Annotated in this window: 24 protein-coding genes; 11 read left to right on the top strand and 13 right to left on the bottom strand. The window is 60.7% G+C overall.

From position 1 onward, the window contains the following. Nucleotides 1-99 precede the first annotated feature (99 nt). Entirely contained in the window at nt 100-588 is a 489-nt protein-coding gene (locus tag B0D71_RS08245) for a CS1 type fimbrial major subunit (RefSeq protein WP_103394340.1), read from the bottom strand. A 501-nt stretch (nt 589-1089) separates the two neighbouring features. Between B0D71_RS08245 and B0D71_RS08240 the strand changes: the two genes are divergently transcribed. Then, nucleotides 1090-1665: a PadR family transcriptional regulator gene (locus tag B0D71_RS08240; RefSeq protein ID WP_103394339.1), complete on the top strand. Its 576-nt coding sequence runs from the start codon at nt 1090-1092 to the stop codon at nt 1663-1665. Then, nucleotides 1662-2444 carry a siderophore-interacting protein gene (locus B0D71_RS08235; RefSeq protein ID WP_103394338.1) on the top strand — a complete coding sequence of 261 codons (783 nt, stop codon included), beginning with the start codon at nt 1662-1664 and terminating at the stop codon, nt 2442-2444. Before B0D71_RS08240 ends, B0D71_RS08235 begins: the two co-directional genes overlap by 4 nt. A 174-nt stretch (nt 2445-2618) precedes the next feature. Here B0D71_RS08235 and B0D71_RS08225 read toward each other — a convergent pair whose 3' ends face one another. Further along, entirely contained in the window at nt 2619-3260 is a 642-nt protein-coding gene (locus tag B0D71_RS08225; RefSeq protein ID WP_103394336.1) for a Pr6Pr family membrane protein, read from the bottom strand. A gap of 2 nt (nt 3261-3262) precedes the next feature. Continuing rightward, complete coding sequence (locus B0D71_RS08220) at nt 3263-3493, bottom strand: VF530 family protein (protein WP_103394335.1); 231 nt, start codon at nt 3491-3493, stop codon at nt 3263-3265. Nucleotides 3494-3855: 362 nt separating this feature from the next. Here B0D71_RS08220 and B0D71_RS08210 point away from each other — a divergent pair, with 362 nt between their 5' ends. The 7 genes from B0D71_RS08210 to cmoB all read left to right on the top strand — a co-directional run bounded on the left by B0D71_RS08210 (nt 3856) and on the right by cmoB (nt 13797). Beyond that, entirely contained in the window at nt 3856-5238 is a 1383-nt protein-coding gene (locus B0D71_RS08210; RefSeq protein WP_103394333.1) for a carbohydrate porin, read from the top strand. Between the two features lie 214 nt (nt 5239-5452). Further along, on the top strand, nt 5453-7864 hold the full coding sequence (locus B0D71_RS08205; RefSeq protein WP_103394332.1) for a glucose/quinate/shikimate family membrane-bound PQQ-dependent dehydrogenase: 2412 nt from the start codon (nt 5453-5455) through the stop codon (nt 7862-7864). Nucleotides 7865-8181: 317 nt separating this feature from the next. Next, nucleotides 8182-10599 carry an endopeptidase La gene (lon, locus tag B0D71_RS08200; RefSeq protein WP_103394331.1) on the top strand — a complete coding sequence of 806 codons (2418 nt, stop codon included), beginning with the start codon at nt 8182-8184 and terminating at the stop codon, nt 10597-10599. A gap of 216 nt (nt 10600-10815) precedes the next feature. Then, nucleotides 10816-11208, top strand: a complete 393-nt coding sequence (locus tag B0D71_RS08195) for a protease inhibitor I42 family protein (RefSeq protein ID WP_103394330.1) — start codon at nt 10816-10818, stop codon at nt 11206-11208. Nucleotides 11209-11210: 2 nt separating this feature from the next. Continuing rightward, nucleotides 11211-11846: a lysoplasmalogenase gene (locus tag B0D71_RS08190; protein WP_103394329.1), complete on the top strand. Its 636-nt coding sequence runs from the start codon at nt 11211-11213 to the stop codon at nt 11844-11846. A 254-nt stretch (nt 11847-12100) separates the two neighbouring features. After that, nucleotides 12101-12844, top strand: coding sequence for a carboxy-S-adenosyl-L-methionine synthase CmoA (gene cmoA / locus B0D71_RS08180; RefSeq protein ID WP_008053199.1), 744 nt, complete (start codon nt 12101-12103; stop codon nt 12842-12844). Then, nucleotides 12841-13797 carry a tRNA 5-methoxyuridine(34)/uridine 5-oxyacetic acid(34) synthase CmoB gene (gene cmoB / locus B0D71_RS08175; protein ID WP_103394328.1) on the top strand — a complete coding sequence of 319 codons (957 nt, stop codon included), beginning with the start codon at nt 12841-12843 and terminating at the stop codon, nt 13795-13797. The genes cmoA and cmoB overlap by 4 nt, the downstream gene beginning before the upstream one ends. Before the next feature lie 131 nt (nt 13798-13928). Here cmoB and tadA read toward each other — a convergent pair whose 3' ends face one another. From tadA to B0D71_RS08125, 10 genes are all read right to left on the bottom strand, one after another. Next, the gene (tadA, locus tag B0D71_RS08170; RefSeq protein WP_103394327.1) at nt 13929-14426 is read right to left on the bottom strand and encodes a tRNA adenosine(34) deaminase TadA; all 498 of its coding nucleotides are present in this window, start codon (nt 14424-14426) and stop codon (nt 13929-13931) included. Further along, nucleotides 14426-15802, bottom strand: coding sequence for a multicopper oxidase family protein (locus B0D71_RS08165; protein WP_103394666.1), 1377 nt, complete (start codon nt 15800-15802; stop codon nt 14426-14428). Before B0D71_RS08165 ends, tadA begins: the two co-directional genes overlap by 1 nt. 200 nt (nt 15803-16002) lie before the next feature. Next, a complete protein-coding gene (gene guaA, locus B0D71_RS08160; protein ID WP_008053207.1) occupies nt 16003-17580 on the bottom strand; it encodes a glutamine-hydrolyzing GMP synthase in 1578 nt (525 codons plus the stop codon). A 99-nt stretch (nt 17581-17679) separates the two neighbouring features. Beyond that, nucleotides 17680-19149, bottom strand: a complete 1470-nt coding sequence (gene guaB / locus B0D71_RS08155) for an IMP dehydrogenase (protein ID WP_102670162.1) — start codon at nt 19147-19149, stop codon at nt 17680-17682. A 230-nt stretch (nt 19150-19379) separates the two neighbouring features. Continuing rightward, nucleotides 19380-19928, bottom strand: a complete 549-nt coding sequence (locus tag B0D71_RS08150; RefSeq protein WP_103394326.1) for a sugar ABC transporter ATPase — start codon at nt 19926-19928, stop codon at nt 19380-19382. Nucleotides 19929-20112: 184 nt separating this feature from the next. Beyond that, the gene (gene purT, locus B0D71_RS08145; protein ID WP_007982831.1) at nt 20113-21294 is read right to left on the bottom strand and encodes a formate-dependent phosphoribosylglycinamide formyltransferase; all 1182 of its coding nucleotides are present in this window, start codon (nt 21292-21294) and stop codon (nt 20113-20115) included. Between the two features lie 77 nt (nt 21295-21371). After that, nucleotides 21372-21839 carry a preQ0 transporter gene (locus B0D71_RS08140; RefSeq protein WP_103394325.1) on the bottom strand — a complete coding sequence of 156 codons (468 nt, stop codon included), beginning with the start codon at nt 21837-21839 and terminating at the stop codon, nt 21372-21374. A gap of 132 nt (nt 21840-21971) precedes the next feature. Next, nucleotides 21972-22187, bottom strand: coding sequence for a DUF1289 domain-containing protein (locus B0D71_RS08135; protein ID WP_103394324.1), 216 nt, complete (start codon nt 22185-22187; stop codon nt 21972-21974). After that, the gene (locus B0D71_RS08130; protein WP_103394323.1) at nt 22184-22708 is read right to left on the bottom strand and encodes a gamma carbonic anhydrase family protein; all 525 of its coding nucleotides are present in this window, start codon (nt 22706-22708) and stop codon (nt 22184-22186) included. The genes B0D71_RS08135 and B0D71_RS08130 overlap by 4 nt, the downstream gene beginning before the upstream one ends. Before the next feature lie 70 nt (nt 22709-22778). Beyond that, nucleotides 22779-23378, bottom strand: coding sequence for a CoA pyrophosphatase (locus B0D71_RS08125; RefSeq protein WP_046040980.1), 600 nt, complete (start codon nt 23376-23378; stop codon nt 22779-22781). 147 nt (nt 23379-23525) lie between these two features. Between B0D71_RS08125 and B0D71_RS08120 the strand changes: the two genes are divergently transcribed. Beyond that, a complete protein-coding gene (locus B0D71_RS08120) occupies nt 23526-24074 on the top strand; it encodes an NUDIX hydrolase (protein WP_103394322.1) in 549 nt (182 codons plus the stop codon). Nucleotides 24075-24123: 49 nt separating this feature from the next. Continuing rightward, nucleotides 24124-24627, top strand: a complete 504-nt coding sequence (locus B0D71_RS08115; protein ID WP_103394321.1) for a L,D-transpeptidase family protein — start codon at nt 24124-24126, stop codon at nt 24625-24627. Nucleotides 24628-24895 lie beyond the last annotated feature (268 nt).

Raw genomic sequence — 24895 nt, 5'->3', positions numbered from 1 at the left:
TCTAATAACAAAGAAGTTGAATCCCGACCGGCAACTTTTCAACATTGCCGGCCGGTCACGTTACTTATATAAGTAAGTGCTTACGACTCTTGATCAAGTTCAAAGTGCAACCGGAGGAACCGCATCGAACATCATGGTGACCGCGCCGGTGTAATCACCTGGTGCAAAGGTAGTACCCAGCGCCTTGATGTTCAGTGGAGCACGATAGTTGACATTCGATTCAGTCTCGCCGACAACCATTTGCGGAGTTGTCGTGAGGACGACATTGTTGAGCGACACTTGAAGGCCGATCTCGGCGGCACCGCCAATCAGCTTCGGCACACTTTCAAGGCTGGCGTGCACCGAGCCATTGTTGTTGCGTACGTCGAAGAAACCGTTGACCTCATCCATGGTGCCCTTGCTTGGCACGTAATCCATTCTCTGGTCCTTGTTGATCAGGTCCGGATCGACCGGCACCACGTAGAAACCATTGGTGGGTACATGAGCGACAAGGTTGATGGAATGACGGGCTTCGCCCGCGGCAAATACGGCGGAAGAACTCAGTGCCAGAACAGCCAAAGGAGCAGCGAACGCGATTTTCTTGAACATCTTTCAGTACCTGTCTTTTAAAAGGATTAACGCAGAAAGTTCAAGTTGAGCAAAACCGTCACGAGCAGCTATTTGCTCAGCTGAACTTTCAACGCCGAAAGATGATCAATCAATTTTTCTTGAAAGTAAGCAGGCAAGTTCCTGCGAGTGCGTAGCCAAAGTGCTACCAGCCTAGAAAGAAAAAACCTGAAATAATTTAAAATGGAATGTCTGACTGTAAGAGAAAGACTACAAACCAGACACTAACGACAATGGATCGCAGATACTAACGAAATTACATCCGTAAGACCAATACTACAAGTCCCGCATTTAATAGGCCAAAACACAACATTAGAGAGTTAACACTAATTTCAGTTTTTTCACCCGCATTGATGACCACTATTTTTGCGATTTTGGCTGGCTCATCGGCTTGACCCTCAGGGCGGCCACCGGTCGGGGGGGCTTGCTTTCGCCTTAAGATATATCTTAAGTTGTATCTAAACACGACGAGAGAAAGCAGAAATGAGAGACCATCATTCCCCCCACCGCGAACACGGCGATGGCCGCGACGGCTTCGAGAAACGCCCCGGACGCGAGCGCGGTGGTCGCGGCCCCCGGGTCTTCGCCCCGGGTGACCTGAAATTGCTGTTGCTGGCGCTGATCGCCGAACAGCCTTGCCACGGCTACGACCTGATCCGCCAGATAGAAGGCATGTTCGACGGTGCCTACAGCCCCAGCCCTGGCGTGATTTACCCGACTCTGACCTTTCTGGAAGAGAGCGAAATGATTCTGGGCGACGCTGAAGGCGGGAAGAAACGCTACTGCGTGACTGACGCCGGGCGTCAATCCCTGGCCGAGCAAGCCGTTGCCCTTGAAGGTGTACGCGTGCGCATCGATGTCAGCAAACGCTCCCTGCGCGGCCATGATCGCCCGCCCGAAATCCACGAGGCGGTGCACAACCTGCGCCACGCCCTGCAACTGCACCACGGCCGCTGGAGCGCGGAAGAAATCCAGCGTGTCGCCACCCTGCTCAACGACACCGCCAAAGCCATCGTCGACGGCCCTGCCGTTCAAACTGCCCAGGAGAAAGCCGAATGACTGAAGTGATCACCACCATTCACCGTGTCATGCACGAAATCAAACGCCGTCGCCTGGAAGTGCTGCGGGTGGTCGACCTGACCCCGCGCATGCGCCGGATTACCTTGGGCGGCCCTGAATTGGCAGGGTTCGTCAGCCTGGGCACGGACGATCACGTCAAACTGTTGTTCCCGCAGAATGCCGAGCAGGCTGCGGCACTGGAAACCCTGGTGCTGGGCGCCGGCAAGGACAACGGTCCACTGCCTGAGATGCGCGACTACACCCCACGCCGCTACGACCTCGATACCCTGGAGCTGGACATCGACTTCGTGCTGCACGGCGACGGCCCGGCCTCGACCTGGGCGGCGCAAGCCCAACCGGGGCAGTTCCTGCACATCGGCGGGCCGCGGGGTTCGATGATCGTGCCGGACATCTTCGACAGCTACTTGCTGATCGGTGACGAAACCGCCCTGCCCGCCATCGCCCGGCGCCTGGAAGGCCTGGCGGCGAACCGCCGTGCGTTGGTGATCGTCGAAGTGGAGAACGGCAAGGAGCAGCAAGTGCTGCACAGCGCGGCAGAGGTCAATGTGATCTGGGTGCTGCGCGAAGGCGGCAAAGATCATTTGTTGAGCACCGTGCGCCAGATCCAGGTACCGACCGGCAGCCTGTACGCGTGGGTGGCGACCGAGAGCAAAGTGTCGCGGCAGATTCGACGGGTGCTGCTGGATGAGCACGGGCTGGACGAACAGTTCGTCAAGGCGGTGGGTTACTGGAAACTGGATGACAGCGCCGAGGAGTGATTGGCATCACATTGTGGCGGGGGGGCTTGCCCCCGTTCGGCTGCGAAGCAGTCGTAAAATCTGCGCGTACGGTGTTTCAGATAAAACCTCGTTGCAGGTTTTAGCACTGCTGCGCAGCGCAACGGGGGCAAGCCCCCTCGCCACAAAAAGCATTCCACACCGCCATATCCGCGCTCACTTCCGAGCGCGCCAGCGATCCAGCCCGATCACCAGCAACGCAATCACCACAAACCCCGCCAACAACCCGCCGGCATTGATGAACACCTGTGGATAACCCAGTTTGTCCACATCCACGAAGGGATACGGATAAACCGCCAGCAAATGCCCGCGCAACAGTGCATAGGCGAAATACAGCAGCGGATAAATCACCCACACCGCGATATGCCACAGGCGCAATGTGCCCTTGGGTACGTATCGCCACCAATACCCCAGAAACAGCAACGGCATGATGTCGTGCAACAGCTCATCGGCCAGCCATTGCCAGCCCTCGGGATGCCACAAGTGGCGCAGCAGCAGGTTGTAGGCGAGGCTCACCACGGCGATGCTCACCGCAATCGCACTGCTGACCCAAGGCTGCAGGAACCAGCGGCGCACGGCTGACTCGCGGGATGTCCATTCACAGGTCAGTACGGTCGCCACCAGCGTGTTGCTCAGCACGGTGAAGTAGCTGAAAAAACTCATCAGCCCACCGATGAGGCTGGCGCCCAGCGTCCAGCGCGAATGGAAAATCAGGTACATCTGGATGCTCAATCCCGCCCAGCCGAGCATGGCAGCCACGGCCACAAAGTGACGGCGAAACCCGGACGGGTTGGCCATGTTCAAAGCGGTCGTTTGGAGCGCATCAACTTCACGTACAGGCGTTCGACCTTCTCCCGCGCCCACGGGGTTTTACGCAGGAATGTCAGGCTCGACTTGATGCTCGGGTCGCTCTTGAAGCAGCGGATATCGATGCGTTCGGCCAGCCCCGACCACTCGTAATGTTCAACCAGCGCGTTGAGGATCTGTTCCAGCGTCACGCCGTGCAGCGGGTCAGTGTTGTGTTCGGTCATGCCGGGCCTTCAGCGATGTTGGAATGGGGAAGCCGCGCACCTTAGCCGAGGGTTTCTTCGGGTGGAAGCGATCTGTTAAATGTAGGTGATCTTGGAATCCTGTAGGAGCGAGCTTGCTCGCGAAAAACGCAACGACGCCGCTGGGTATCTGGTTTGACGCGATATCGTTCACGACCATCGCGAGCAAGCTCGCTCCTACAACTGTTACCGAATCCGAAAGGATGCATGTCAGCAAAAGCCCTTTCTCTATTTGTAACAGAACATTATCCTTGCACCCGCCGCCTGCTGAAACGCTTCTGCTGCTCACTTCACGCCTGCTGCTTTCCGTTTACCCCCAGAAAAAGATCAAGAACTCCGTCTCTATGCCTGACTTTAAATCTTTGCGAGACAGCGCTGTCTTTACAACTGCTGCCCACCGAAACATCCTGCCCCTGATCGGTGGCCTCACCGCCCTGGGCCTTGCCTCATGCGTTGAAGCAGCGCCTGCCTTCGATAGCGACTCACCGTGGATGCTCGGCGACTGGAACGGCACGCGCACCGAACTTGCGGAAAAAGGTTACGACTTCAAAGTCGATTACACCGGTGAAATGGGCAGCAACCTACACGGCGGCTACGACCACGATCGCACTGCGCGTTACAGCGACCAGTTCGGCCTCGGTACGCATCTGGATCTACAGAAAATCCTCGGCTGGGACGACGCCGAGTTCCAGCTGACCATCACCGAACGCAGCGGCAACAACATCAGCAACGACCGGATCAACGACCCGCGTGTCGGCGGCTTCACCTCGGCCCAGGAAGTCTGGGGCCGCGGCCAGACCTGGCGCCTCACGCAGATGTGGTATCAGCAGAAATTCCTCGATGAAAAACTCGACATCAAGGTCGGCCGTTTCGGCGAAGGCGAAGATTTCAACAGTTTCCCCTGCGACTTCCAGAACCTGGCGTTCTGCGGTTCCCAGGTCGGCAACTGGGCGGGCGACATCTGGTACAACTGGCCGGTCAGCCAGTGGGCGCTGCGGGTCAAATATCACCTGACACCGGAGCTTTATGCACAGGTCGGCGCGTACGAGCAGAACCCGTCGAACCTTGATCGCGACAACGGCTTCAAGCTCAGCGGCAGCGGCACCCAGGGCGCGATCCTGCCGGTGGAACTGGTGTGGACACCGAAATTCAATGGCCTGCCGGGTGAATACCGCGCCGGTTACTACTACAGCAGCGCCCACGCCACCGACGTCTACAAGGACAGCAATGGCCAGCCTGCCGCCCTGAGTGGCGAAGCCTATCGCAGCGCGTCGAGCAAACACGGCGTGTGGCTGGGCCTTCAGCAGCAGGTCACCAGCCTCGCCAGCGACCACTCTCGCGGTCTGAGCCTGTTCGCCAACGGCACGATGCACGACAAGAAGACCAACGCCATCGACAACTACGTCCAGGCCGGTCTCGTCTACAAAGGCCTGTTCGACGCGCGCGCCCGGGACGACATCGGTTTCGCCATGGCTCGCGTCCACGTCAACCCGGCCTATCGCAAGAATGCCGAGGCGACCAACCAGGCCAACGCCGTTTTCGACTACGACAATACGTCCTACCTGCCGCCCCAGGACACCGAATACAGCGCCGAGCTCTATTACGGCGTGCACGTGACCCACTGGCTGACCGTGCGCCCGAACCTGCAATACATCCGCCATCCCGGTGGCGTGAACGAGGTCGATGACGCGCTGATTGGCGGGATCAAGGTCCAGTCGTCGTTCTAAAAAACACCACAAAACCCTTTGTAGGAGCGAGCCTGCTCGCGATGGACGTCAACGATAACGCTGCGAGCCTGACACCCCGCGGCGTTCTCGGGTTTTTCGCGAGCAGGCTCGCTCCTACAGGGAATGCGTCAGGTTTATGAACCATGCCCGCGCACGATCGTCATCTACAGTGAACTTGCGCGGGACTCTATGAAACGTCACGGAGAATCACACTATGAGCACTGATAGTGCCTTGAGTCGAAGCCGTCTATGGCCGACCCTGCTCGGCATTCTGCTTCTACTGATGGGCCTGGCCATGCTGGCCGGGGGGATCAAGCTGAGCATGCTTGGCGGCTCGCTGTATTACCTGCTGGCCGGTATCGGCATCGCGCTGACCGGCATCCTGCTGATCGCCGCACGCCGTGCCGCGCTGGGCCTGTACGCACTCGTGCTGTTCGCCAGCACCCTGTGGGCGCTGTGGGAAGTTGGCCTCGACTGGTGGCAACTGGTGCCGCGCCTGGCGCTGTGGTTTGCCCTCGGCGTCGTGTTGCTGCTGCCGTGGTTGCGTCGTCCATTGCTGATCAACGGCCCTGCGCCCATGGGCACTGGCGCCTTGAGCGTGGCCGTGGTCCTGGCCGGCGCCACCGCCGTGGCCAGCCAGTTCACCCATCCGGGCGAAACCTTCGGCGAACTGGGCCGCGACACCACGGACATGACCAGCACCGCGCCGCAGATGCCCGAAGGCGACTGGCAGGCCTATGGCCGCAGCGAATTCGGTGACCGCTACTCGCCGCTCAAGCAGATCACCCCGGCCAACGTCGGCAAGCTGCAAGAAGCCTGGCGCATCCAGACCGGCGATCTGCCAACCGCCGATGACCCGGTGGAACTGACCAACGAAAACACCCCGCTCAAGGCCAACGGCATGCTCTATGCCTGCACCGCCCATAGCAAGGTGCTGGCGCTGGACCCGGACACCGGCAAGGAGCTGTGGCGTTTCGACCCGCAGATCAAGAGCCCGGTGGGCTTCAAGGGGTTCGCCCACATGACCTGCCGTGGCGTGTCGTACTACGACGAAGCGGCCTACGCCAAGTCTGAAAACGCTGCCTCCGCAGTGATTTCCGAGGCCGGCAAAGCCGTCGCCCAGGCCTGCCCGCGTCGCCTGTACCTGCCAACCGCCGATGCGCGCCTGATCGCCCTGAACGCCGACACCGGCAAGATCTGCGAAGGCTTCGGTAAAAACGGCGTGGTTGACCTGACTCAAGGCATCGGCCCCTTCACCCCCGGTGGCTACTACTCCACCTCGCCAGCAGCGATCACCCGTGACCTGGTGATCATGGGCGGCCACGTCACCGACAATGAGTCGACCAACGAGCCATCCGGCGTGATCCGGGCCTTTGACGTACACGACGGTCATCTGGTGTGGAACTGGGACAGCAACAATCCCGACGCGACCGAACCGTTGCCAGAGGGCGAACACTACAGCCGCAACTCGGCCAACATGTGGTCGCTGGCCAGCGTCGACGAAAAACTCGGCATGGTCTACCTGCCACTGGGCAACCAGACCCCTGACCAGTGGGGCGCAGACCGCACCCCGGGCGCCGAGAAGTTCAGTGCCGGCCTGGTCGCGCTGGATCTGGCCACCGGCAAGGTGCGCTGGAACTACCAGTTCACTCACCATGACTTGTGGGACATGGACGTCGGCAGCCAGCCAACCCTGCTGGACATGAAAACCGCCGACGGCGTGAAACCTGCGCTGATCGCCCCGACCAAACAGGGCAGCCTGTACGTCCTCGACCGTCGTGACGGCACGCCGATCATCCCGATCAAGGAGATTCCGGTTCCGCAAGGTGCCGTAAAAGGTGACCACACCGCGCCGACTCAGGCTCGTTCGGACCTGAACCTGCTGGCCCCGGAACTGACCGAAAAAGCCATGTGGGGCGCCAGCCCGCTCGACCAGATGCTGTGCCGCATCCAGTTCAAGGAACTGCGTTACGAAGGTCAGTACACCCCGCCGTCGGAACAGGGCAGCCTGATCTATCCGGGTAACGTCGGTGTCTTCAACTGGGGCGGCGTTTCGGTCGACCCGGTTCGCCAGATGCTGTTCACCAGCCCGAACTACATGGCCTTCGTCTCGAAAATGGTGCCTCGCGCCGAAGTCGCGGCCGACAGCAAGCGCGAGAGCGAAACAGCGGGCGTACAACCGAACACGGGCGCGCCTTACGCGGTGATCATGCACCCGTTCATGTCGCCGTTCGGCGTACCGTGCCAGGCTCCGGCCTGGGGCTACGTGGCCGGTATCGACCTGACCACCAGCAAAGTCGTGTGGAAGCGCAAGAACGGCACCAGCCGCGACAGCTCGCCTCTGCCCATCGGCCTCACACTTGGCGTGCCAAGCATGGGCGGCTCGATGGTCACCGCCGGCGGCGTCGGCTTCCTGAGTGGCACGCTGGATCAATACCTGCGCGCCTATGACGTCAACACCGGCAACGAGCTCTGGAAATCGCGCCTGCCGGCTGGCGGTCAGGCTACGCCGATGACCTACACCGGCAAGGACGGCAAGCAGTACGTGCTGCTGGTCGTCGGTGGCCACGGCTCACTGGGCACCAAAATGGGTGACTATGTGATTGCGTACAAACTGCCCGAGTAAGTTTTAGCGGCAGCAAAAACAAAGGCGACGCCCTCATAGGCGTCGCCTTTTTTTGTGGCCGCAGATTTCAATACGCCCCCGCCCTCCTGTGGGAGCGAGCCTGCTCGCGAAGAGGCCATGCCAGTCGATGAAAATGTGTCTGACACACCGCTTTCGCGAGCAGGCTCGCTCCCACAGTTGAACGCGTCGTGCCCAAATCCAGCTAACCTGTCTCTGCGCTGAACACGTCTGCGAAACACCCCGTTGCAGAAAATGACCGTTGAAACCACCGCCAACCTGCCCCATCTAAGACCCATACCCATTGCGCAGGTGCCCCCATGAGCGACCAGCAGGAATTCCCCGAAGACCCGAGCGAATACGCCGACCCGGAAAATGCCCCGCACCACAAACCCGGCAAAGGCCTGGCCCTGCCCGGCCAGAATCTGCCGGACAAGGTCTACATCATCCCGATCCACAACCGACCGTTCTTCCCGGCCCAGGTCCTGCCGGTCATCGTCAACGAAGAGCCGTGGGCCGAGACACTCGACCTGGTGGCCAAGTCCGAGCACCACTCCCTGGCCCTGTTCTACATGGACACGCCCCAGGAAGACCCGCGCCACTTCGACACCTCGGCCCTGCCGCTCTACGGCACCCTGGTCAAGGTGCACCACGCCAGCCGCGAAAACGGCAAGCTGCAGTTCGTCGCCCAGGGCCTGACCCGCGTACGTATCAAGACCTGGCTCAAGCACCATCGCCCACCGTACCTGGTGGAAGTCGAATACCCGCACCAGCCCACCGAGCCGACTGACGAGGTCAAGGCCTACGGCATGGCGCTGATCAACGCGATCAAGGAACTGCTGCCGCTCAACCCGCTGTACAGCGAAGAGCTGAAGAACTACCTCAACCGCTTCAGCCCCAACGATCCGTCGCCGCTGACCGACTTCGCCGCCGCGCTCACCTCGGCCACCGGTAGTGAGCTGCAGGAAGTGCTCGACTGCGTGCCCATGCTCAAGCGCATGGAGAAAGTCCTGCCGATGCTGCGCAAGGAAGTCGAGGTCGCACGCCTGCAAAAAGAGATTTCCGCCGAAGTTAACCGAAAGATCGGCGAACATCAGCGCGAGTTCTTCCTGAAGGAACAACTCAAGGTCATCCAGCAGGAGCTCGGGCTGACCAAGGACGACCGCAGCGCCGACCTCGAACAGTTCGAACAACGGCTGACCGGCAAGGTGCTGCCGAGCCAGGCGCAGAAACGCATCGAAGAGGAAATGAACAAGCTGTCGGTGCTCGAAACCGGCTCGCCCGAGTATGCGGTCACTCGCAACTACCTCGACTGGGCGACCTCGGTGCCGTGGGGCGTCTACGGCGAGGACAAGCTCGACCTCAAGCACGCACGCAAGGTGCTGGACAAGCACCACGCCGGCCTCGACGACATCAAGGACCGCATCCTCGAATTCCTCGCGGTCGGGGCCTATAAAGGCGAGATCAGCGGTTCGATCGTGTTGCTGGTAGGGCCGCCGGGCGTGGGCAAGACCAGCGTCGGCAAGTCCATCGCCGAATCCCTGGGCCGGCCGTTCTATCGCTTTAGCCTTGGCGGCATGCGCGACGAAGCCGAGATCAAGGGCCATCGCCGCACCTACATCGGCGCGCAGCCGGGCAAACTGGTGCAGGCGTTGAAAGACGTCGAAGTGATGAACCCGGTGATCATGCTCGACGAGATCGACAAAATGGGCCAGAGCTACCAGGGCGACCCGGCCTCGGCGCTCCTGGAAACCCTCGATCCAGAGCAGAACGTCGAATTCCTCGACCACTATCTGGACTTGCGTCTGGACCTGTCGAAAGTGCTGTTCATCTGCACCGCCAACACCCTCGATTCGATTCCCGGCCCGCTGCTGGACCGGATGGAAGTGATTCGCCTGTCGGGTTACATCACCGAAGAAAAAGTCGCCATCGCCAAGCGTCACCTGTGGCCCAAGCAGCTTGAGAAAGCCGGCGTGTCCAAGGGCAGCCTGAGCATCAGCGACAGCGCGCTCAAGGCGTTGGTCGACGGTTATGCCCGTGAGGCCGGCGTGCGTCAGCTGGAAAAAAACCTCGGCAAACTGGTGCGCAAAGCGGTGATGAAACTGCTCGACGACCCGAATGCCGTGATCAAGCTCGGCCCGAAAGACCTCGAAACCTCCCTCGGCAAACCGGTGTTCCGCAATGAGCAGGTGCTGTCGGGTGTCGGTGTGATCACCGGCCTTGCCTGGACCAGCATGGGCGGCGCAACCCTGCCGATCGAAGCCACGCGCATCCACACCCTCAACCGTGGGTTCAAGCTCACCGGGCAACTGGGCGACGTGATGAAAGAGTCGGCGGAAATCGCCTACAGCTACGTCAGCTCGAACTTGAAGTCCTATGGCGGCGATCCGAAGTTCTTCGACGAAGCCTTCGTGCACCTGCACGTACCGGAAGGCGCCACGCCGAAAGACGGCCCGAGTGCCGGCGTGACCATGGCCAGTGCCCTGCTCTCGCTGGCACGCAATCAACCGCCGAAAAAAGGCGTGGCCATGACTGGCGAACTGACGTTGACCGGGCATGTACTGCCGATTGGCGGGGTGCGGGAAAAGGTGATTGCGGCGCGGCGACAGAAGATTTTCGAGCTGATTCTGCCAGAGGCGAACCGGGGCAGTTTCGAGGAATTGCCGGAGTATCTGAGGGAAGGTATTACCGTGCACTTTGCCAAGCGCTTTGCGGATGTGGCGAAGGTGTTGTTCTGATGCCTTTGTAGCGCCTGTACCTGCGCTATCGCTGGCAAGCCAGCTCCTACGGGGGGCGGCGGTGTTCACACAGGTTGTGCTCACCACAGAACCCTGTAGGAGCTGGCTTGCCAGCGATTGCGTCAGCCCTGCCACCGCCCCCTCCGGTAACTGTCACACTTTGTCGCATCTCGGTTATGCTCGCCGTTCGTCGTGAACACCGGAGCCACTGACCTTATGTCCCCCATTCGCCTGTTTGCCCCCCTCGCCCTCGCCTTGCTGGCCGCGTGCGCCACGCAACCTGCACACAACGTGACCGTGGAAAAACAAAGCGAATGCCCGGTGCAGCTCAGCAATGGGCAAAACCTGATCCTGACCCTGCCGAGCAATCCGACCACGGGCTATCGCTGGGCGATCCAGGATTCGGCCGGCGGGGTCTTGCACGCCCTGGGGCCAGAGGTTTATCGAAACCCGGAAGATGCCGGAATCGTAGGTTCAGCCGGGGTCTCGACCTGGCGTTTTCAAGCCTTCGCGACCGGTACCGGACGCTTGCGCCTGACCTCGCAACAGCCATGGGCGCCGGAAGTGTTGCCGGTGGATTCGTTCGACTGCGCGATCTCGGTGAACTGACCGTGGGCTGGCTGATTCTGGCGCTGATGGGCGCAGTGACCTTTCTTTATGGCGTGAGCGTACATGCCTCCCTGCTGTGCCTGCTGGTCAAGCCGTTGCCGGTGCTGGCCCTGCTCGGCTGGCTGCATGACGCACCGCCAGGCGAGTATCGGCGCTGGATCAGCCTAGGGTTGATTTTCTCTCTGGTCGGCGACGTGTTGTTGGCATGGCCGGGGGACTTGTTCGTGTTTGGCCTGGGCGCCTTTCTGGTCGCCCACCTGGCGTATCTGAAAGCCTACCTGAGCGATTGCCGGCGCCCGGCGCTCCTGCCGCTGATCGTTGCCCTCAGTGTGGGTGCCGTGCTGCTGGGAATCCTGATCAGTCATGGACTGGGGCCATTGCTGGTTCCGGTGATCGTCTACGGGCTGGCGATCAGCGCCATGCTCTGGCGCGCGCTCGCAAGGCTCGGCAGTGATGTACCCAAGCGTTCGGCGCTGTTGGCGGCGGCAGGTGCGGTGGCTTTTGTGTTCTCCGACAGTGTGATTGGCATCAGCCGGTTTGTGGTGCCGTTCGATGCGGCGCCTTATGTGATTATTCTCAGCTACTGGTTGGGGCAATGGGGGATCACAGCGTCGGCATTTTCCCAAAGATCACGCTAACCCCTGTGGCGAGGGGGCTTGCCCCCGTTGGGCTGCGCAGCGGCCCCAAAACCATTCAATCGAATAGTTTCAGATACACCCGACTAGCCAGATTTACGGCAGCTACGCCGCCGAACGGGGGCAAGCCCCCTCGCCACAAGTGCCCTGTCAGCATTCAAACTGCATCAGCCCACCGCTTTATCAGACAACCCGCGCATCCCCGCGCCAACTTGGCTAAAATGCCGGCCTTTTCCACCTACACCGCTGGAACCGCCGTGAGCAAAGAACCCGATCGCCTTTTCGCCCAGCCTTTGGCCCAGGTGCCTGACTTCGCCTTTAACGAGGACGTGGTGCGGGTGTTCCCGGACATGATCAAGCGCTCGGTGCCGGGTTATCCGACCATCGTGGAAAACCTCGGCGTGCTCGCCGCGCAGTTCGCCCAACCGGGCAGCGTGCTCTACGACCTGGGCTCGTCGCTGGGTGCCGTGACCCAGGCCCTGCGCCGCCACGTGCGCACCGACGGTTGCCGGGTGATCGCTGTGGATAACTCGGCGGCAATGGTCGAACGCTGCCGCGAGTACCTCAACGGTCAGGATTCGATGTTCCAGGAGTTGCTGCCGGTCGAAGTGATCGAGGGCGACATCCTCGCCCTGGAGTTCCAGCCGGCCTCGGTGGTCGCGCTGAACTTCACCCTGCAATTCATCGCCCCGGACCAGCGCACGGCATTGCTGTCGCGCATCCGCCAGTCGTTGTTGCCCGGCGGAGCCCTGATCCTCTCGGAAAAACTGCGCTTCGAAGACGAGCAGGAACACGCACTGCTGACCGATCTGCACATCGCCTTCAAACGCGCCAACGGCTACAGCGAACTGGAAATCGCCCAGAAGCGCAGCGCCATCGAAAACGTCATGAAGCCCGACAGCCTCGAAGAACACCGCGAACGCCTGCTGGCCGCCGGATTCTCGAAAGTCGTGCCGTGGTTCCAGTGTCTTAACTTTGCCTCGTTGATTGCCTTGCCATGATTGATCTGTCTCCCCTCGCCCGCCGACTGGCCGGAACCCCTCTGGCCGATTGGGCCAACACTCTGCAAGCGCAACTCGACAAGAAAATGGAGAAGGGCCACGGCGACCTGGAACGCTGGCAAAGCGCGCTGGACGCTCTGCCGCAGATCCAGCCGAGCGAAGTCGATTTGCTCAACGGCTTGAAGCTCGACACCGATTGCAGCGACGAGACCCGCGCGCAAATGCGCACGGCGCTGATGGGCCTGTCGCCATGGCGCAAGGGGCCGTTCGACCTGTTCGGCGTGCACGTCGACACCGAATGGCGCTCGGACTGGAAGTGGTCGAGGGTCTCTCCCCACCTGGACCTGAAAGGCAAACGCATCCTCGATGTCGGCTGCGGTAACGGCTATTACATGTGGCGCATGCTCGGCGCCGGTGCCGACAGCGTGATCGGTGTCGATCCGAACTGGCTGTTCTTCTGCCAGTTCCAGGCGGTGCAACGTTATCTGTCCGAACCAAATGCCTGGCACCTGCCCTTCCCTTTCGAAGACCTGCCGCCGAACCTCGAAGGCTTCGACACGGTATTTTCCATGGGTGTGTTCTACCACCGCCGTTCGCCCATCGAGCATTTGCTGGCGCTGAAGGATTGCCTGGTCAAGGGCGGTGAGCTGGTGTTGGAGACGCTGGTGGTCGAAGGCGACAAACATCAGGTGCTGGTGCCGGAAGACCGCTACGCGCAGATGCGCAACGTGTGGTTCCTGCCGTCGGTGCCGGCGCTGGAGTTGTGGTTGCGCCGTGCCGGGTTCGCCGATGTGAAGTGCGTTGATGTGAGCACCACCACGGTCGAGGAACAGCGCGGGACGGAGTGGATGAAGTATCAGTCGCTGAGTGACTTCCTCGATCCGGAAGATCACAGCAAGACGATTGAAGGGCTACCGGCGCCGATGCGTGCGGTGATTGTCGCCCGCAAATAGCTGTAACCATGGAGATCCCTGTAGGAGCGAGCTTGCTCGCGATGGACTTGAAAGCGCCGCGTTCATTCAGAAAGCCCGCGTTATCGTTATCCACCATCGCGAGCAGGCTCGCTCCTACAGGGGGTCGGTGTTCAGTCTGAAGGTTTGGCGCGCCGGGCCTTGAAGAACTCGCTCAACACCGCCCCGCACTCCTCCGCCAACACCCCGCCTTCATACAACACCCGGTGATTCAAAAAGCCCTGGGTAAAGAATTGCCCCTGGCTCTGCACGATCCCGGCCTTCGGCTCCAGCGCACCGTATACCACCCGCGCAATCCGAGAATGCACGATCAGCCCGGCGCACATGCTGCACGGTTCCAGCGTCACGTACAGCGTACTGCCCGGCAGGCGGTAGTTGCTCACGGCCTGGGCGGCGGCGCGGATCGCGACCATCTCGGCGTGGGCGCTCGGGTCGCTGCCACTGATCGGGCAGTTGAAACCGCGACCGATGATTTCCCCATCCTGCACCAGTACCGCGCCCACCGGCACTTCGCCGAGGGCAGCACCTTGAGCCGCCAGCGCCAGCGCTTCGCGCATGAAATCCCGATCACGGCTACGGTCGATAATTGCGGCAGGTCGAATCTGACGCATCACACCACCTCGATGGCGGCCATCAGGCCGGTTTCCATGTGGTCGATCACATGGCAATGGAACATCCACACACCAGGGTTATCCGCCACCAGCGCCACTTGTGCGCGCTCGTTCTTGCCCAGCAGGTAGGTGTCGGTGAAGTACGGAATGATCTTGTGCCGGTTCGAGGCGATGACCTTGAAGCTCATGCCGTGCAGGTGAATCGGATGCTGGTATTGAGTCATGTTCTTCAATTCGAAAATGTAGCTCTTGCCCTTCTCCAGCTTGGCAATCGGGCGGTCGGCGCAGGTCTTGTCAGTGATGTCCCAGGCCTTGCCGTTGATCTGCCACAGGCTCGGCGGCTTGCCGTTGTCGACGTTGACCGACACTGAGCCGACCCATTCGAAATTGAAGTTGAGTTTCTCGGCATTGGCCAGGTCTGGCTCGGCGATCGGGTTGGCTGGCAGTGCTGGAGGCCACTCGGTAGGCGCGTCGGTATTGGCCACCGAACGCAAGGTGCCCAAGCGCACCGGACCGTTGCGCAGGGACAATTCCTCACCGGCCGCTGGCGCCTTGATCGCCAGGCAAATGCGCATGCCCGGACCGAGCCAGTACTCTTTGCCGAGTGGACGCGGCTCGATGGGGTTGCCGTCCAGCGCATAGATCTGCGCTTCGACACCGGGAATGTTCAGGCGATAGGTCAGGGTGTTGTCGAGGTTGAGTATGCGCACGCGGGTGATCTGCCCCGCCGGCAAATCAATCACTGCCTGCGGCACACCGTTGATGGTCGCCAGGCGCCCCGCCGTACCGCCACGGGCCGCTTCACGGGGAATGCTGAACTCGACGAAATTGCCGACGTCGTCGACATGCCAGCTCTTGAGGCTCAAGGTCTTTTCGTATTTGAAGCCAGTTGGCTCGCGCTCCTCGATGATCAACGGGCCAACCAGGCCACGGCCGAGTTCTACGCTGCTGTTCACATGCGGGTGATACCAGTAGCTGCCGGCATCCGGAACGCGGAATTTGTAGTCGAAGTACTCGCCGGGCAACACCGGCAATTGTGACACGTAAGGCACACCGTCCATTTCCAGCGGCAGACGAATGCCATGCCAGTGAATGGTGGTGGCGACCGGCAGGTGGTTGATGAAGCGCACCCGCAGCCATTCACCCTGGCGCACGCGCAATTCGGTGCCCGGCGCCGAGGGGCCGAACGCCCAGGCCGGTGTCTTGTGCCCCGCTACCAGTTCGACATCCAGCGGTGCGGCAATCAGCTCATAGTCGTGCCCGGCATCCGCGTCGGCCATCTTGCCCAGCCAGTAACGCGACGCACCACCGGCCCCCACGCCAACGACAACAAGACCGGCCAGGCCACCGAGGATTTGGCGACGGGTAAACGACATGAACTCAACTACCTCACTTGAACGCGGCAGGCCCTGGGCCCGCAAAAGGCGAATACGATACACCCGCAGTTGTGAAAGAAACAGCAAAGCGGGCGTGACGACGGGCCGCAGGAAGGGTCCGCAACAATGCAAAAAGCCGTGTGAACTCAGGTTCACACGGCTTTTCATCCAGCGATCAAGCCCTCAGGGCTGGCGCGGGATCATTCCCACTCAATGGTCGCTGGCGGCTTGCTCGACACGTCGTAGGTGACGCGGGAGATGCCTTCGATTTCATTGATGATGCGGCCGGAAACGGTTTCCAGCAGTTCGTAAGGCAGGTGTGCCCAACGCGCGGTCATGAAGTCGATGGTTTCCACGGCACGCAGGGCCACGACCCAGGCGTAACGACGACCATCGCCAACAACGCCAACCGATTTTACTGGCTGGAACACCACGAACGCCTGGCTGACCTTGTGGTACCAGTCGGCCTTGCGCAGTTCTTCGATGAAGATGTGGTCGGCACGACGCAGCAGGTCGGCGTATTCCTTCTTCACTTCACCGAGGATACGCACGCCCAGGCCCGGGCCCGGGAACGGGTGGCGGTAGACCATGTCGTACGGCAGGCCCAGCTCCAGGCCCAGACGACGGACTTCGTCCTTGAACAGCTCACGCAGCGGTTCAACCAGCTTGAGGTTCATTTCTTCCGGCAGGCCGCCCACGTTGTGGTGCGACTTGATCACGTGGGCCTTGCCGCTTTTCGCGCCAGCCGACTCGATCACGTCCGGGTAGATGGTGCCCTGGGCCAGGTACTTGATGTTGTCCAGCTTGCAGGATTCGGCATCGAACACGTCGATGAAGGTACGGCCGATGATCTTGCGCTTCTTCTCCGGATCGGCTTCGCCGGCCAGGTTGCCGAGGAACTGCTCTTCGGCGTTGGCGCGGATCACCTTGACGCCCATGTTCTCGGCGAACATGGCCATCACTTGCTCGCCTTCGTGCAGACGCAGCAGGCCGTTGTCGACGAACACGCAGGTCAGCTGATCGCCAATGGCCTTGTGCAGCAGCGCGGCAACCACGGACGAGTCCACACCGCCGGACAGGCCGAGCAGGACATTGTCAGTGCCGACCTGGGCGCGAACCTGGGCGATGGCGTCTTCAGCGATCTTCGACGGGGTCCACAGCGCTTCGCACTCGCAGATGTCGAGGATGAAGCGCGACAGGATGCGACCGCCCTGCTTGGTGTGGGTCACTTCCGGGTGGAACTGCACACCGTAGTAGCGACGCTCGTCACTGAACATGCCGGCAATCGGGCAGCTCGGGGTGCTGGCCAGGATGTGGAAGTCTTCCGGCATGCGGGTGACCTTGTCACCGTGGCTCATCCATACGTCGAGGCCGAACAGGCCGTCGGCGTCGATGTGGTCTTCGATGCCGTCGAGCAGGCGGCTCTTGCCGACCACGTCAACGCGGGCATAACCGAACTCACGCAGCTCGGAACCTTCAACCTTGCCACCCAGTTGCTCGGCCATGGTCTGCATGCCGTAGCAGATACCGAAGACCGGCACGCCCAGGTCGAAAACCGCTTGTGGGCAGCGAGGGCTGTTGGCTTCGTGGACCGACTCTGGGCCGCCAGCGAGGATGACGCCTTTAGGTGCGAATTCGCGGATCGCATCTTCGTCCATGTCGAACGGGTGCAGTTCGCAGTACACACCGATTTCACGCACGCGGCGGGCGATCAGTTGGGTGTACTGGGAACCGAAGTCGAGGATCAGGATGCGGTGAGCGTGAATATCGAGGGCCATGATTCAGTCTCGTCTAAGTCATTCAGAAACAGTCGTGATTCAGAAACAACTCGGGGCTGAATAAAACAGCCCCGGTTGCTTAGCTTGTTGCTTGAAGGCTCAACCTACGCGGTAGTTTGGCGCTTCCTTGGTGATCTGCACGTCGTGGACGTGGGATTCGGCCATGCCAGCACCGGTGATCCGCACGAACTCGGGCTTGGTGCGCATTTCTTCGATGTTGGCGCTACCGGTGTAGCCCATCGAGGAGCGCAGGCCGCCCATCAACTGGTGGATGATCGCGCTCAGGGTGCCCTTGTACGGAACACGTCCTTCGATGCCTTCCGGAACAAGTTTCTCGGCGCCTGCCGAGGAGTCCTGGAAGTAACGGTCGGAGGAACCTTGAGCCTGGGACATGGCGCCCAGCGAACCCATGCCGCGATAAGCCTTGTACGAACGACCCTGGAACAGTTCGATCTCGCCCGGCGCTTCTTCGGTACCGGCGAACATCGAACCCATCATGACGCAGGAAGCACCGGCCACGATGGCCTTGGACAGGTCACCGGAGAAACGGATGCCGCCGTCGGCGATCAACGGAACGCCAGTGCCTTCAAGGGCAGCGGCGACGTTGGCGATGGCACTGATTTGCGGCACGCCGACACCGGCGACGATACGGGTGGTGCAGATCGAGCCAGGGCCGATACCGACCTTGACGGCGTCAGCGCCGGCTTCGGCCAGGGCCTTGGCGGCAGCGCCGGTGGCGATGTTGCCGCCGATGACCTGCACTTCAGGGAAGTTCTGCTTGACCCAGCGAACGCGGTCGATCACGCCTTTGGAGTGACCGTGAGCGGTGTCGACCACCACCACGTCAACGCCGGCAGCGACCAGGGCTGCAACGCGGTCACCGGTGTCTTTACCGGTACCTACGGCTGCGCCGACGCGCAGACGACCTTGATCGTCCTTGCTGGCCAGCGGGTAAGCCTTGGCTTTCTCGATGTCGTTGACGGTCATCATGCCCTTGAGGGCGAATTTGTCGTCGACGATCAGCACGCGCTCGATGCGGTGCTTGTGCAGCAGCTCGCGAACATCGTTCTTGTCGGCGCCTTCCTTGACCGTGACCAGACGTTCTTTAGGCGTCATCACTTCACGGACGGTGGCTTCCAGGCGGTTCTCGAAACGCACGTCACGGGAAGTGACGATGCCGACCAGGTCGCCGTTGTGCAGCACCGGGACACCGGAGATGTTGTGCATGCGGGTCAGTTCGAACAACTCACGCACGGTAGCGTCGGCAACGATGGTGATCGGGTCCTTGACCACACCGGCTTCGTAACGCTTGACCTTGCGCACCTCGGCAGCTTGCTGCTCGATGGTCATGTTCTTGTGGATGATACCGATACCACCTTCCTGAGCCATGGCGATTGCCAGACGGGCTTCAGTGACGGTGTCCATGGCGGCGGAGACCAGTGGAATATTCAGCTCGATGCCACGGGTAAGGCGGGTCTTGAGACTGACTTCGTTAGGAAGCACCTCGGAATAACCGGGCACTAGGAGAATGTCGTCGAATGTCAGAGCTTCTTGGCTGATACGCAGCATCGCGGGGGCTCCCGAGCGGGAAAATGGAAGCGCGCCATTATAGTCAGACACCCCCTCGGGTTCAATGTAAAACTCTGTCTATTATCGAAGCAGTGATCAACGGGGTATCCACCGCCAAATAATCTGTAGGAGCGAGCCTGCTCGCGATGGTCGTTAACGATAACGCGGGGAGTCTGATTCCCCGCGGTGTTCTTGAGTCCATCGCGAGCAGGCTCGCTCCCACAAGATCATCAGAGTTCCACTTTCACCCAACTGACAGGCTGATCCAGCCAATCGGCGAATTCGTCGAGAAAGCCCTGCTTGAACCCGGCTTCGGCCCAGTTATTGAAGATGAAACCGAGGTTGGAGAAACCGCATTCCTGCAGGAACAGGAAGCCGTTGATGTCGTCTTCATGCCCGCATTCCGGACACGTGAAGTTATCGGTACGCCCCGGCATCCAGTCTTCCAGGCTTTCGAACAGGGCTTCACCGACTTCCTTGCGACACTCGGCGCAGCCTGCTTCGCCAAGAAAACCCTTGGCTGGCGTATAGATGCAGCGCTTGGTGACGATCTCCAGACCATTGACCGCTTCGCCGAACGGCAGGGCCTCCGGGTGCAGGACCACATTGCGCGCGCCTTCGGCGATGGCGTAGCCCATGCGGTTGCCGGTGCGGCCACAGGTCGTCAGTTCTTCCTGAATGATGTTCTTGCGCACCAGCCAGCGCACGATCGCCCGCGCCCGGGGCTCGTGCACCGGCAGGGTGGAGATTTTCGGGACGATGATGCTTTGCGAATTCATGGGTACAGGCCTGGAGCTTTGATAAATGACCTGTAGGAGCGAGCCTGCTCGCGATGGTCGTAAACGATAACGCGGGGAGTCTGGTTCCCCGCGGCGTTCTAAAGTCCATCGCGAGCAGGCTCGCTCCTACAGGTAAAGCAATGGCGCGATGCCCATAGAAGTTATAGGCCCGCCACAGAGGTTTTTACAGCTCGACGACAACCGCCTGCGAAGCACGGGTCGCCTTGGCGCGGGCGGCTTCGATCGACTCGTCGCGCGCCAGGGCCACGCCCATGCGGCGCTGGCCGTTGACTTCAGGCTTGCCGAACAGGCGCAGCGCGGTATCCGGCTCGCTCAGGGCAGCACCCAGGTTGGCGAACGCGGTCTGGGTCGACTGCCCTTCTACCAGAATCACCGCCGAGGCCGATGGCCCGAATTGACGGATCAATGGGATCGGCAGACCGAGAATGGCCCGTGCGTGCAGGGCAAACTGCGACAGGTCCTGGGAAATCAGGGTCACCAGACCGGTGTCATGTGGGCGCGGCGAGACTTCGCTGAACCATACCTGATCGCCCTTGATGAACAGCTCGACGCCGAACAGACCACGGCCACCCAGGGCTTCGGTCACGGCTTTGGCAACACGTTCGGATTCAGCCAGGGCAATCGGGCTCATGGCTTGTGGCTGCCACGATTCCTGATAGTCACCTTTCTCCTGACGGTGGCCGACCGGCGCGCAGAAGGTGGTACCGCCAACGTGGCGCACGGTCAGCAGGGTGATTTCGTAGTCGAAATCGATGAAGCCTTCGATGATCACCCGGCCTTTACCGGCACGACCACCTTCTTGGGCGTAGTCCCAGGCTTTCTGCACGTCATCGACGCTGCGCAGCAGGCTCTGGCCCTTGCCCGAGGAACTCATGACCGGCTTGACCACGCACGGGAAACCGAGGTCTTCGACGGCCTTGCTGTAGTCCTCGAAGGTGTCGGCGAAGTGGTACGGCGAGGTCGGCAGGTCCAGCTCTTCGGCGGCCAGGCGACGGATGCCTTCGCGGTTCATGGTCAGCTGCGCGGCGCGGGCGGTCGGAATCACGGTGAAGCCTTCGGCCTCCAGCTCCACCAGAGTCGCGGTGGCGATGGCTTCGATTTCCGGCACGATGAAGTGTGGCTTCTCGGCTTCGATCACGGCACGCAGGGCAGCGCCATCAAGCATGTTGATCACGTGGCTGCGGTGCGCCACCTGCATGGCCGGCGCGTTGGCGTAGCGATCCACGGCAATCACTTCAACGCCCAGGCGTTGCAGCTCGATCACCACTTCCTTGCCCAACTCGCCACAGCCACACATCAATACGCGGGTCGCGGTGGGCGACAATGGAGTTCCGATACGGGTCATCTGAAGGTCCTCAAGAAGCGGATCATCGAGGGAAGCGCGCTTCCCATGGGGAGAAAGCGCGGCATTTTACATGAACTTCAGCTGACGACAGCCTGTTTGCGCAGGCGCCACGCCATGATCAGCCACACGGCGGTGACGCCGGCGAATTTCGAGCCCAGGGCGGTGAGGATCACTCCCGGTGTCAGTGCGTCGATCATGCCGAAAAAGATAAAGGTATCGAGGGGAATGCTCAGGGCCGAACTTATCCACAGGCGATCATGCAGCGGGCGCTTGGTGATGCTGAATACCAGCCAGTCGATGCACTCGGAAACCGCGAAGGCCGTGGCGCTGGCAAGGGCGATGGACGGATCGGAGGTGACATAGGACAACACCAGCGCCACCAGCATCGCCACGAGAGCGCCATGCCCGAACCGGGCTTGCACCATGTCGCGCAGGATAAATACCAGACCGCCCCAGGCCGACCAGATAATGTCCAGGTGTGGCGCGGTGGAGAAGGCAAAGTTGATCAGCACGACGCTGCTGATGTAGGCGATCAGGAAGAACATGAGCGGGAAATACCTGGCAATTTGACGCACACAATACTGTAGGAGCGAGCCTGCTCGCGATGGTCGTTAACGATAACGCGGGAAATCTGGTTCCCCGCGGCATTCTTGAGTCCATCGCGAGCAGGCTCGCTCCTACAACCGCGGTTTTGCCCCGATCATCCATACAAGCCCACTGGCCTTGGCCCGCTCATGACACAACCCCAGCACCTTGCGCCGCTCGTCGTTGTCCATGCGGCTCCAGCGGGTAATCTCCTCCACCGTGCGTTGGCAACCGGTGCAGATATCGTCGTCGTCCAGCGCACAGATATTCACGCAGGGCGATGCCACCGGGCGTTCGGTGGCGGTCATTGTTCCTGCTCGGCCAGGTCGCGGGCATAACGCTGTGAGTTGTGCACGTAGTGAGCCGCGCTGGCCTCCAGCATCTTGATTTGCTGCTCGGTCAATTCACGCACCACTTTGCCGGGCGAGCCCATGACCAGCGATCCGTCCGGAATCTCCTTGCCTTCGCCGATCAGCGAATTGGCGCCGATGATGCAGTTCTTGCCGATCTTCGCGCCATTGAGAATCACCGCGTTGATACCGATCAGGCTGTTATCGCCCACGGTGCAGCCGTGGAGCATGGCGTTGTGGCCAATGGTCACGCCGGTGCCGATGGTCAGCGGGTAGCCCATGTCGGTGTGCATCACGGTGCCGTCCTGGACGTTACTGTTCTTGCCGATCAGGATCAGCTCGTTATCGCCGCGCAGTACGGCGTTGAACCAGACGTTGGCGCCTTCTTCCAGCTTGACCTTGCCCACCAGCACGGCATTGGGGGCGACCCAGCTCTGTGGATGGGTTTCGACGCGGGCGTCGCCCAGGCGGTATTTCATTGTTGTATTCCTCAAGGCTCAGGCAGGCTTTTTCAGCAAAATCCGGATTCAGGCCATTCGAATGATGGCTTCAGATATTGATAAAGCTTTTGGGAGGTTGGTGCAGGCTGATTTTGGCGTCATACAGCAGGTTGATCAACTCGACGATCATGATCGCCGTCAGCCCCCAGATCTTGTATTCACCAAAGCGATAGCTCGGCACATACCAACTGCGGCCCTGATAATCGATACGATGGGTATGTTCGCGGGGGTCTTTGCGGAAGAATTCCAGGGGCACGCTGAACACCGCGGCAATCTCGGCATCGTTGGCCCGGTATTCGACAAAATCCGGAATCACCCCGACATAGGGCGTGACCTTGATGCCATGCAGGCTGATCAGCGGGCTGAGCGGTCCGATTACCTCGACCAGCCCCGGCGGCAGGCCGATCTCTTCCTCGGCTTCACGCAGGGCGGTGAAAATCAGATCGGGGTCTTCCGGGTCACGGCGCCCGCCGGGGAAGGCGACTTCGCCGCCATGGGTCGACAGGCCGCTGGCGCGCAAGGTCAACACCAGCTCAGGCTCGTCACTGCGAGTGATGGGCACCAGCACCGCGGCTTCGGGAAAACGACGGTCGGTCTCCAGCGTGCGTGGAGTGTGGTTACTAACCCGATGCAGTAGCTCGTCCAGCATGAGTGTTCTCGATCTGTGCCTTACCCGGCATCATGCACCAATCGCTGCGGTCGCCCAACCCCCGCAACAGCCCCATGTCGCGAAACGACAACTTGCCGACAGACACCGCCGCACGCCAAGATAGGCCCAGCATTCAGGAACCCCAGCATGAAATTTTGCAGCCAGTGCGGTAACCCGGTAACCCAACGCATTCCCGAAGGCGATTCACGCCTGCGTTTTGTCTGCGACAGTTGTCAGGCCATTCACTATCAGAACCCCAACATCGTCGCCGGCTGCGTGGCGACCTGGGGCACCCAGGTGTTGTTGTGCCGGCGGGCCATCGAGCCACGCCGCGGTTACTGGACCCTGCCCGCCGGTTTCATGGAGAACGGCGAGACCATCGAGCAGGCGGCCATTCGCGAAACCGCCGAAGAAGCCTGCGCCCGGGTGCGCAACCTGAGCATCTATACCCTGATCGACGTGCCACACATCAGCCAGGTGCATGTGTTCTTCCGTGCCGAGCTGGCGGACCTGGATTTTTCTGCCGGCCCCGAGAGCCTGGAAGTGCAACTATTCGACGAAGCGGACATTCCATGGGATGAGCTGGCTTTCCGCACAGTGGGCCGTACCTTAGAATGCTTCTTCGCTGACCGGCGGACCGAGGTCTATCCCGTACGGTCTGAATCGATCCCTCCGCTTGCTCAGCCTGCCAACTAAAAAACATCTATAAATAAATAGTCGCGACACCTCCTGGGGAATCGTTTCAATGCGCTGGTTGCTTGCCCTGTTCTGCTTGTCGTTCATCACGGTGTCCCAGGCTTCTGCCGTGGAAACCCTGAACGGCAAGGTCATCGAGAAAATCCTGGTTCTCAAGTCTTCCCATCAATTGCAATTGATCAATGACGGCAAGCCGCTCAAGACCTATCGCATTTCCCTGGGCAAGCGCCCCAAGGGCCCGAAGCTGATGGAAGGCGACAAACGCACCCCGGAAGGCTTCTATTGGGTCGACTGGCGCAAGGTCAGTGATAAATTCAACCTGGCGATGCACATTTCCTACCCGAACATCAGCGACTCGGCCCGCGCACGCCGTGAAGGCGTCGAGCCCGGCGGCATGATCATGATCCACGGCACCCCGGACACCGAAGACACCCCGGAAGACCTGTTCCACACCCTGGACTGGACCGACGGCTGCATCGCCATGCGCAACATGGACATGCGCGAAGTCTGGAACCTGGTGCCGGACGGCACGATGATCGAAATTCGCCCGTAATTCCCCACGACCATTGGTCGGCATCAAAAAATAAACTCAAAAGATCGCAGCCTGCGGCGGCGCCTACAGAGGTGATACCACTCCCTCCTGTAGAGGCCGTCGCAGGCTGCGATTTTTGCGCCTGAACGCCCCTCCTTTAATACCACTTGATAGCAACCTCCCTCCCGATGGCAGCAGCCCACGCGCCTTCCTGCACCTGCAGCCCTGCACTGGCGTTGACATGGTATTCAAGTGGTATTAGGTTTCGCCCCACAACCGAGCGACAACA

The organism is Pseudomonas laurylsulfativorans, from assembly GCF_002906155.1.
Lineage (GTDB): Bacteria > Pseudomonadota > Gammaproteobacteria > Pseudomonadales > Pseudomonadaceae > Aquipseudomonas > Aquipseudomonas laurylsulfativorans.
The sequence above is the reverse complement of the archived record's forward strand: the minus strand, read 5'-3'. Positions and strand labels throughout refer to the sequence as shown.

Bases quoted from the DNA above. Each gene is read 5' to 3' on its own strand.
- B0D71_RS08140 (WP_103394325.1), bottom strand. From the start codon at position 21,839: ATGTTCTTCCTGATCGCCTACATCAGCAGCGTCGTGCTGATCAACTTT.
- B0D71_RS08205 (WP_103394332.1), top strand. From the start codon at position 5,453: ATGAGCACTGATAGTGCCTTGAGTCGAAGCCGTCTATGGCCGACCCTG.
- B0D71_RS08235 (WP_103394338.1), top strand. From the start codon at position 1,662: ATGACTGAAGTGATCACCACCATTCACCGTGTCATGCACGAAATCAAA.
- purT (WP_007982831.1), bottom strand. From the start codon at position 21,294: ATGACCCGTATCGGAACTCCATTGTCGCCCACCGCGACCCGCGTATTG.
- B0D71_RS08225 (WP_103394336.1), bottom strand. From the start codon at position 3,260: ATGGCCAACCCGTCCGGGTTTCGCCGTCACTTTGTGGCCGTGGCTGCC.
- B0D71_RS08165 (WP_103394666.1), bottom strand. From the start codon at position 15,802: ATGTCGTTTACCCGTCGCCAAATCCTCGGTGGCCTGGCCGGTCTTGTT.
- B0D71_RS08130 (WP_103394323.1), bottom strand. From the start codon at position 22,708: ATGAAATACCGCCTGGGCGACGCCCGCGTCGAAACCCATCCACAGAGC.
- B0D71_RS08150 (WP_103394326.1), bottom strand. From the start codon at position 19,928: ATGAATTCGCAAAGCATCATCGTCCCGAAAATCTCCACCCTGCCGGTG.
- guaA (WP_008053207.1), bottom strand. From the start codon at position 17,580: ATGGCCCTCGATATTCACGCTCACCGCATCCTGATCCTCGACTTCGGT.
- B0D71_RS08195 (WP_103394330.1), top strand. From the start codon at position 10,816: ATGTCCCCCATTCGCCTGTTTGCCCCCCTCGCCCTCGCCTTGCTGGCC.
- guaB (WP_102670162.1), bottom strand. From the start codon at position 19,149: ATGCTGCGTATCAGCCAAGAAGCTCTGACATTCGACGACATTCTCCTA.
- B0D71_RS08135 (WP_103394324.1), bottom strand. From the start codon at position 22,187: ATGACCGCCACCGAACGCCCGGTGGCATCGCCCTGCGTGAATATCTGT.
- cmoB (WP_103394328.1), top strand. From the start codon at position 12,841: ATGATTGATCTGTCTCCCCTCGCCCGCCGACTGGCCGGAACCCCTCTG.
- B0D71_RS08210 (WP_103394333.1), top strand. From the start codon at position 3,856: ATGCCTGACTTTAAATCTTTGCGAGACAGCGCTGTCTTTACAACTGCT.
- B0D71_RS08245 (WP_103394340.1), bottom strand. From the start codon at position 588: ATGTTCAAGAAAATCGCGTTCGCTGCTCCTTTGGCTGTTCTGGCACTG.
- B0D71_RS08220 (WP_103394335.1), bottom strand. From the start codon at position 3,493: ATGACCGAACACAACACTGACCCGCTGCACGGCGTGACGCTGGAACAG.
- B0D71_RS08120 (WP_103394322.1), top strand. From the start codon at position 23,526: ATGAAATTTTGCAGCCAGTGCGGTAACCCGGTAACCCAACGCATTCCC.
- B0D71_RS08115 (WP_103394321.1), top strand. From the start codon at position 24,124: ATGCGCTGGTTGCTTGCCCTGTTCTGCTTGTCGTTCATCACGGTGTCC.
- B0D71_RS08240 (WP_103394339.1), top strand. From the start codon at position 1,090: ATGAGAGACCATCATTCCCCCCACCGCGAACACGGCGATGGCCGCGAC.
- B0D71_RS08125 (WP_046040980.1), bottom strand. From the start codon at position 23,378: ATGCTGGACGAGCTACTGCATCGGGTTAGTAACCACACTCCACGCACG.
- tadA (WP_103394327.1), bottom strand. From the start codon at position 14,426: ATGCGTCAGATTCGACCTGCCGCAATTATCGACCGTAGCCGTGATCGG.
- lon (WP_103394331.1), top strand. From the start codon at position 8,182: ATGAGCGACCAGCAGGAATTCCCCGAAGACCCGAGCGAATACGCCGAC.